This window comes from Streptomyces sp. NPDC026672, from assembly GCF_040638185.1.
GTDB lineage: Bacteria > Actinomycetota > Actinomycetes > Streptomycetales > Streptomycetaceae > Streptomyces.
Genome location: NZ_JBEZXS010000006.1, coordinates 314,913 through 320,915 on the forward strand (window position 1 = coordinate 314,913; position 6,003 = coordinate 320,915).

A 6,003-nucleotide genomic window follows, 5' to 3' on the forward strand; every position below is an offset into this window, starting at 1 on the left:
GTCCGTACGTCACAGAAGTTTTTTCCGGGAGGGTGTGACATTTTCGGGGGCCGGTACGCAGTAGAGAGTGAGCCGACTGGTCATCGGCTGTCGCACTGAGCCGGGGTTCCCCCCGTACCCAAGGCTCGTGCACCTGGCGCGGGCGGGACACGTTCCCCCGGTCCCGCCCGCGCCCTGCACCTTCCCGAGCAGCGCCTCATCGGTGGACGACGACCTCGTCGCCGTCGCGGACCTGCGCGAACAGCGCCGCGATCGCCGCCTCGTCCCGTACGTTCACACAGCCGTGCGAGCCGCCCGCGTAGCCCCGGGCCGCGAAGTCGTACGAGTAGTGCACCGCCTGGCCGCCGCTGAAGAACATGGCGTACGGCATCGGGGAGTCGTAGAGCGTTGACACATGGTGCCGTGACTTCCAGTAGATGTGGAACACACCTTCGCGCGTCGGGGTGTCCTGCGAGCCGAAGCGGACCGCCATCGTCGACAGCGTGCGCCCGTCGACCATCCAGCGCAGGGTGCGGCTGGTCTTGTCGATGCACAGCACCCGTCCGGTCAGACAGCGCGGGTCGGGCGCCCCGGCCGGCTGACCGCCCATCAGATACAGCTCCCACGTGCCCGGCCGGTGCGTCATCCCGAGCAGCCGCCGCCAGGTGACCGTGTCCGTGCGCCCGGTCCGGGGCAGCCCGCGCCTGCCCTGGAAGCCCCGCACCGCCTCCTCCGTGAGGTCGTCGTAGCTCCCGGTCGGCCCGTCCCGGAGCCAGTCGACCTGGCGCAGCCGGGCCTGGAGCTCCCGCACCCCGCCGCCGCTGTCGCCGCGCGACCACAGCACCGGGGCGGGCACGACGGGCGCCGGCGGCGGCGCGGTCCCACCACTCCGCCCGGCACCGGACCCCGAGCCGGACCCCTGGCCGACGCCTGCGCCGGCTCCCGTGCCGGGCCCCTCGTCGGATCCGGTCCCGGAACCCGTACCGGACCCCGTGGCGCCGGTCCTGCCCGGCCGGGGCACCTCCACGTGCACCGGGGAGCGGTGCTTCCCGTCGGCGTCCGGGACCTGGACGGTGCAGCCGCACACCACGGCGAGCACGGCGAGCGAGGCGGCCGGGGCGAGCGCGGCGGGCCGCCGGGCGCCGGTGACGATCCCCCTGATTCCCATGCCCCTGATGGTTCCCGCGTGAGGGCCGGTGAACTCCGGTGCATGGTGGGGAGGAGGAACCGTCCGCACGGGAGGCATCCGTCATGACGCGCGAGTCGGAGTCGGGACTGCCGGTCGAGCCGGTCTACGGGCCGGACGACCTCGTCGGCTGGGACCCGGCCGAACAACTGGGCGAACCGGGCGCGTACCCCTACACCCGGGGCGTGTACCCGACGATGTACACCGGCCGCCCCTGGACGATGCGCCAGTACGCCGGGTTCGGCACCGCCGCCGAGTCCAACGCCCGCTACCGGCGGCTGATCGCGCACGGCACCACCGGTCTGTCCGTCGCCTTCGACCTGCCCACCCAGATGGGCCACGACTCCGACGCGCCCCTCGCGCGGGGCGAGGTCGGCCGGGTGGGCGTGGCGATCGACTCGATCGACGACATGCGCGCGCTGTTCGACGGCATCCCGCTGGGCGAGGTCTCGACGTCCATGACGATCAACGCCCCCGCCGCCGTGCTGCTCCTGCTGTACCGGCTGGTCGCCGAGGAACAGGGCGTCGGCGCCGACCGGTTGACCGGGACGATCCAGAACGACGTGCTGAAGGAGTACATCGCGCGCGGGACGTACATCTTCCCGCCGGAGCCCTCCCTGCGGCTGGTCGCCGACGTCTTCCGCTACTGCCGGGCCGAGATGCCGCGCTGGAACACCATCTCCGTCTCGGGCTACCACATGGCCGAGGCCGGCGCCTCGCCCGTGCAGGAGATCGCGTTCACCCTGGCCGACGCCGTCGCCTACGTCCGTACGGCGCTCGCGGCCGGCATGGACGTCGACGACTTCGCGCCCCGGCTGTCCTTCTTCTTCGTGGCCAGGAGCACGCTCCTGGAGGAGATCGCCAAGTTCCGGGCCGCGCGCCGGATCTGGGCACGGGTGATGCGGGAGGAGTTCGGCGCCCGCGACCCCAGGTCGGCGGCGCTGCGCTTCCACACCCAGACCGCGGGGGTCCAGCTGACCGCCCAGCAGCCCGAGGTCAACCTGGTCAGGGTCGCCGTGCAGGCGCTCGCCGCGGTCCTCGGCGGCACCCAGTCGCTGCACACCAACGCCTTCGACGAGGCCCTCGCGCTGCCGACCGAGACCAGCGCCCGCCTCGCCCTGCGCACCCAGCAGGTCCTCGCCCACGAGACCGACGTCACGGCGACGGTGGACCCCTTCGCCGGTTCGTACGCGATCGAGCGGATGACCGACGACGTGGAGGCCGCCGCGCTGGAGCTGATGCGCCGGATCGAGGAGCTGGGCGGCGCGGTCGCGGCCGTCGAACGCGGCTTCCAGAAGGAGGAGATCGAGCGCAACGCCTACCGGATCACCCGGGAGACCGAGGCGGGCGACCGGGTCGTGGTCGGCGTCAACCGCTTCCGGCTGGACACGCGGGACGCGTCGGGCGAGCCCGACGGGGCGGACGGGGCGGAGCCGTACGTGCCGCTGCGCGTCGACCCGGCCGTCGAGCGGCGGCAGACCGCGCGGCTGGCGCGGCTGCGCGCCGAGCGCGACGCGGACGCGGTGGCGGCGGCGCTGGCCGCGCTGCGCCGGGCGGCCGGGGGCACGGACAACGTGCTGTACCCGATGGAGGAGGCGCTGCGGGCGCGGGCGACCGTGGGGGAGGTGTGCGGGGCGCTGCGCGAGGTGTGGGGGACGTACGTTCCGGTGGACGCGTTCTGACCGCCGGCCCGAAACCCGGAATGTCGTACTCCCGTGCGACACTCCTTGGCATGTTCGGCGTCATCGATCTCCCCACGTATCTGGCCGGCCTCGTCGTGATCGTCCTGCTGCCCGGCCCCAACTCGCTGTACGTGCTGTCCGTCGCCGCCCGCCGCGGCGTCCGCACCGGTTACACCGCCGCCGCGGGCGTGTGGTGCGGGGACACCGTCCTGATGACCCTGTCCGCGGCCGGGGTCGCCTCACTGCTCCAGGCGAACGCGGTGCTCTTCGGGATCGTGAAGTACGCGGGCGCCGGCTACCTCACCTGGCTGGCCGTCGGCATGCTGCGGGCCGCCCGCGGGATGTGGCGCTCGCGGCGCGAGCGGGCCGTCGAGGACGCCGCCCCCGCCCCGGCCGGCGACGAGCGGCCCTTCCGCCGGGCCCTGGTCGTCAGCCTGTTCAACCCGAAGGCCATCCTGTTCTTCGTCGCCTTCTTCGTGCAGTTCGTCGACCCGGGCTACGCCTACCCGGCGGTGTCCTTCGTCGTCCTCGGCGCCTTCGCCCAGGTCGCCAGCGTGCTCTATCTGAGCGCCCTGATCTTCGGCGGGACCCGGCTGGCCGCCGCCTTCCGCCGCCGCAAGCGGCTGTCGGCGACGGCGACCTCGGCGGCGGGCGCCCTGTTCCTCGGCTTCGCGGTCAAGCTCTCCCTGGCGAGTTCGTGACCCTCCCGGGCGCCGCCACCTTCCCGGGCGCCGCCCTCAGACGGTCCGGTCCGGCCCGGACCTGCCGATTCCGACACGGGCGAGGTAGTCGGTGAGACCGGCCGCGGTGGCGCCCGCCCAGCCCACGTAACCGTCCGGACGGACCAGGAACAGACCCGGCCCGTAATGTTCGGGGGCCGGGCCCCGCACCGTCCGCGACCACGGGCCGAGTTCGGGCGCGTCGGGGCCGAGCAGCGTCCAGTGCGGGCCGCGGAAGGCGTCGAAGAGGCGCACGCCGTCCACCGTGCCGTCGGGCGCCCGGTCCCCGGCCCGGACGCCCGTCACGGCCGGCCGGGTCTCCGACGTCAGCGTCGACTCCCGGTAGCCCAGGTCGAGTTGCTGGGTGGCCCGGCCGCGCCGCACCTCGCCGCGGTGCACGCCCGTCGACAGGCCCAGCATCCGGGCGGCGTTGCCGCGCCGCTCCTCCTCGTAGGTGTCGAGCAGCGCCGGCGGAGCTCCGTCGCGCAGCACCGCGCCCAGCTTCCAGCCGAGGTTGTAGGCGTCCTGCACGCTGGTGTTCAGGCCCTGGCCGCCGGCCGGCGAGTGGACGTGCGCCGCGTCCCCGGCGAGCAGCACCCGGCCCTCGCGGAAGCGGTCGGCGAGCGCCGCGCGCGGCCGGAAGTCCGAGGCCCAGCGCACCTCGGTGACGTCCTCGGGGGCCAGGTGCGTGCGGGCGGCGACGACCTTGCGGACGCCGTCCAGCGAGAGGTCGGGCCCGGTCCCGTCCGGGAACTGCGCGGCCAGCTGGAACTCGTCCGTGCCGGCCAGCGGGCACAGCGCCAGGAAGCCCTCGCCGCCCTCTCCCTTCGCCCCGCCGCCGTTCCCGTCCCCGTCCCCGTCCCCGTTCCCTGGGAACATGTGCCAGAAGTCCCGGCCCAGGCCCGTGACGCGCACGTCGGCCACCAGCACCGGGTGGGGGTCCACGGTCTCGCCGGTCATGCCGATGCCGAGCGCCCGGCGCACGGCCGAGCGTCCGCCGTCCGCGGCGACCACGTGGGCGGCGCGCACATCGGGTCCGGCCGCGAAGCGCACGCTGACCCCGTCCTCGTCCTGCTCAAGGCCCACGACCTCGCGGCCGAAGTCCACCCGGCCGCCCAGCTCGGTCAGCCGGGCGTACAGGATCTCCTGGGTGCGCCACTGCGGCACCATCCAGGGCTCGCGGTACGGCGTTCCGGGCCCGGGGTCCTCCACCGGGTCGAACATCCGGTGTTCCCCGGCCCGCCGCCCGTCCCGCCAGATCATCGCGACCGGGTAGGTGCCGCCGGCCGCGAGGATCGCGTCGAGCACCCCGAGGTCGTCGAACACCTCCATCGTGCGCGGCTGGAGGCCCTTGCCGCGCGAGCCGGGGAAGAGCGCGTCGGCCCGCTCGACGACCAGCGCGTCGACCCCGCGCCGGGCGAGGTCGATGCCCAGGGCGAGCCCGGTGGGTCCGGCGCCGACGACGAGGACGTCTGTTGCGTACGGGTTCACGGAGATCTCCTTAACGTCGTTAAGTGCCATCACCCCCGAGGGTGCCCTTAACGCTGTTAAGCTGTCAACCGTGAGCACGGAACGACGCGCCCCCCTCGACCGCCGCCGGGTCGCGGACACCGCCCTGCGGGTGCTGAACGAGGTGGGCCTGGACGGTCTGACCCTGCGCGCCATCGCCAAGGAGCTGGACGTCAAGGCGCCCGCCCTGTACTGGCACTTCAAGGACAAGCAGGCGCTGCTCGACGAGATGGCGACGGAGATGTACCGGCGGATGGCGGCCGGGACCGCGGACGTCCCGTCCGCCACCTGGCAGGACCGCCTGCTGCTGACCAATCGCGGACTGCGCGCCGCGCTGCTCGGACACCGCGACGGCGCCAAGGTCTTCAGCGGCTCACGCTTCACCGGCACGCCGCACGCGGCCGAGATGGAACGGACTCTGCGGCAGTTCACCGAGGCGGGCTTCACCCTTGCCCGGGCCGTCCGGGCGAACACGACGGCGTACCTCTACACGCTCGGCTTCGTCACCGAGGAACAGGGCGTCGAACCCCTCCCGGGCGAACGCCGGGAGGGCTACGACATCGAGGACCGCGCCCGCGCGATGGCCGCCTTCCCGCTGACGGCGGCGGCGGGCGCGGAGATCTTCACCGACTACGACCGGCACTTCGAGGAGGGCCTGGCACTGGTGATCGCGGGTATCGAGGCGCGGTACGGCATCGGATGAGCGGACGGGTCCGCGCCGCCCCCGCCGCCTGTTGGGGCACTAGGTGTATTGACCTGAAGCGTTGTTCACACGGCTGATGGGTGGGTGGCCTGCGAGTGCGGTGTGGCAGCGGTGGTGGTTGTAGGTGTGGAGGAAGTCTGCCAGGGCTGCGGTGCGTTCGGTGTTGCTGGTGTAGGGCCGCAGGTAGGCCCATTCGTCGAGCAGGGTGCGGTTGAAGCGTTCGAC

The 6,003-nt window shown here is 73.5% G+C and carries 6 protein-coding genes; 3 read left to right on the forward strand and 3 right to left on the reverse strand.

Annotated features, from left to right (window positions below; genetic code table 11):
- Positions 1 to 196: 196 nt before the first annotated feature.
- Positions 197 to 1,147, reverse strand: coding sequence for a L,D-transpeptidase family protein (locus tag AB0F77_RS09855; RefSeq protein WP_361944248.1), 951 nt, complete (start codon positions 1,145 to 1,147; stop codon positions 197 to 199).
- Between the two features lie 83 nt (positions 1,148 to 1,230).
- Between AB0F77_RS09855 and AB0F77_RS09860 the strand changes: the two genes are divergently transcribed.
- Positions 1,231 to 2,847 (forward strand): methylmalonyl-CoA mutase family protein, encoded by a 1,617-nt coding sequence (locus AB0F77_RS09860; protein WP_361944251.1) that lies wholly within the window; start codon positions 1,231 to 1,233, stop codon positions 2,845 to 2,847.
- 50 nt (positions 2,848 to 2,897) lie between these two features.
- A complete protein-coding gene (gene leuE / locus AB0F77_RS09865; RefSeq protein WP_361944254.1) occupies positions 2,898 to 3,548 on the forward strand; it encodes a leucine efflux protein LeuE in 651 nt (216 codons plus the stop codon).
- Between the two features lie 36 nt (positions 3,549 to 3,584).
- Here leuE and AB0F77_RS09870 read toward each other — a convergent pair whose 3' ends face one another.
- Positions 3,585 to 5,087 (reverse strand): FAD-dependent oxidoreductase, encoded by a 1,503-nt coding sequence (locus AB0F77_RS09870; protein ID WP_361944257.1) that lies wholly within the window; start codon positions 5,085 to 5,087, stop codon positions 3,585 to 3,587.
- Between the two features lie 40 nt (positions 5,088 to 5,127).
- On the opposite strand from AB0F77_RS09870, the gene AB0F77_RS09875 reads away from it, so the two are divergent.
- Positions 5,128 to 5,778 carry a TetR/AcrR family transcriptional regulator gene (locus tag AB0F77_RS09875; protein ID WP_361944260.1) on the forward strand — a complete coding sequence of 217 codons (651 nt, stop codon included), beginning with the start codon at positions 5,128 to 5,130 and terminating at the stop codon, positions 5,776 to 5,778.
- A 39-nt stretch (positions 5,779 to 5,817) separates the two neighbouring features.
- Here AB0F77_RS09875 and AB0F77_RS09880 read toward each other — a convergent pair.
- On the reverse strand, positions 5,818 to 6,003 hold a 186-nt coding region (locus AB0F77_RS09880; RefSeq protein ID WP_361944263.1), incomplete at its 5' end, for an integrase core domain-containing protein.

Coding starts and splice junctions, on each gene's coding strand:
- AB0F77_RS09855 (WP_361944248.1), bottom strand. CDS start 1,147: ATGGGAATCAGGGGGATCGTCACCGGCGCCCGGCGGCCCGCCGCGCTC.
- AB0F77_RS09860 (WP_361944251.1), top strand. CDS start 1,231: ATGACGCGCGAGTCGGAGTCGGGACTGCCGGTCGAGCCGGTCTACGGG.
- leuE (WP_361944254.1), top strand. CDS start 2,898: ATGTTCGGCGTCATCGATCTCCCCACGTATCTGGCCGGCCTCGTCGTG.
- AB0F77_RS09870 (WP_361944257.1), bottom strand. CDS start 5,087: ATGGCACTTAACGACGTTAAGGAGATCTCCGTGAACCCGTACGCAACA.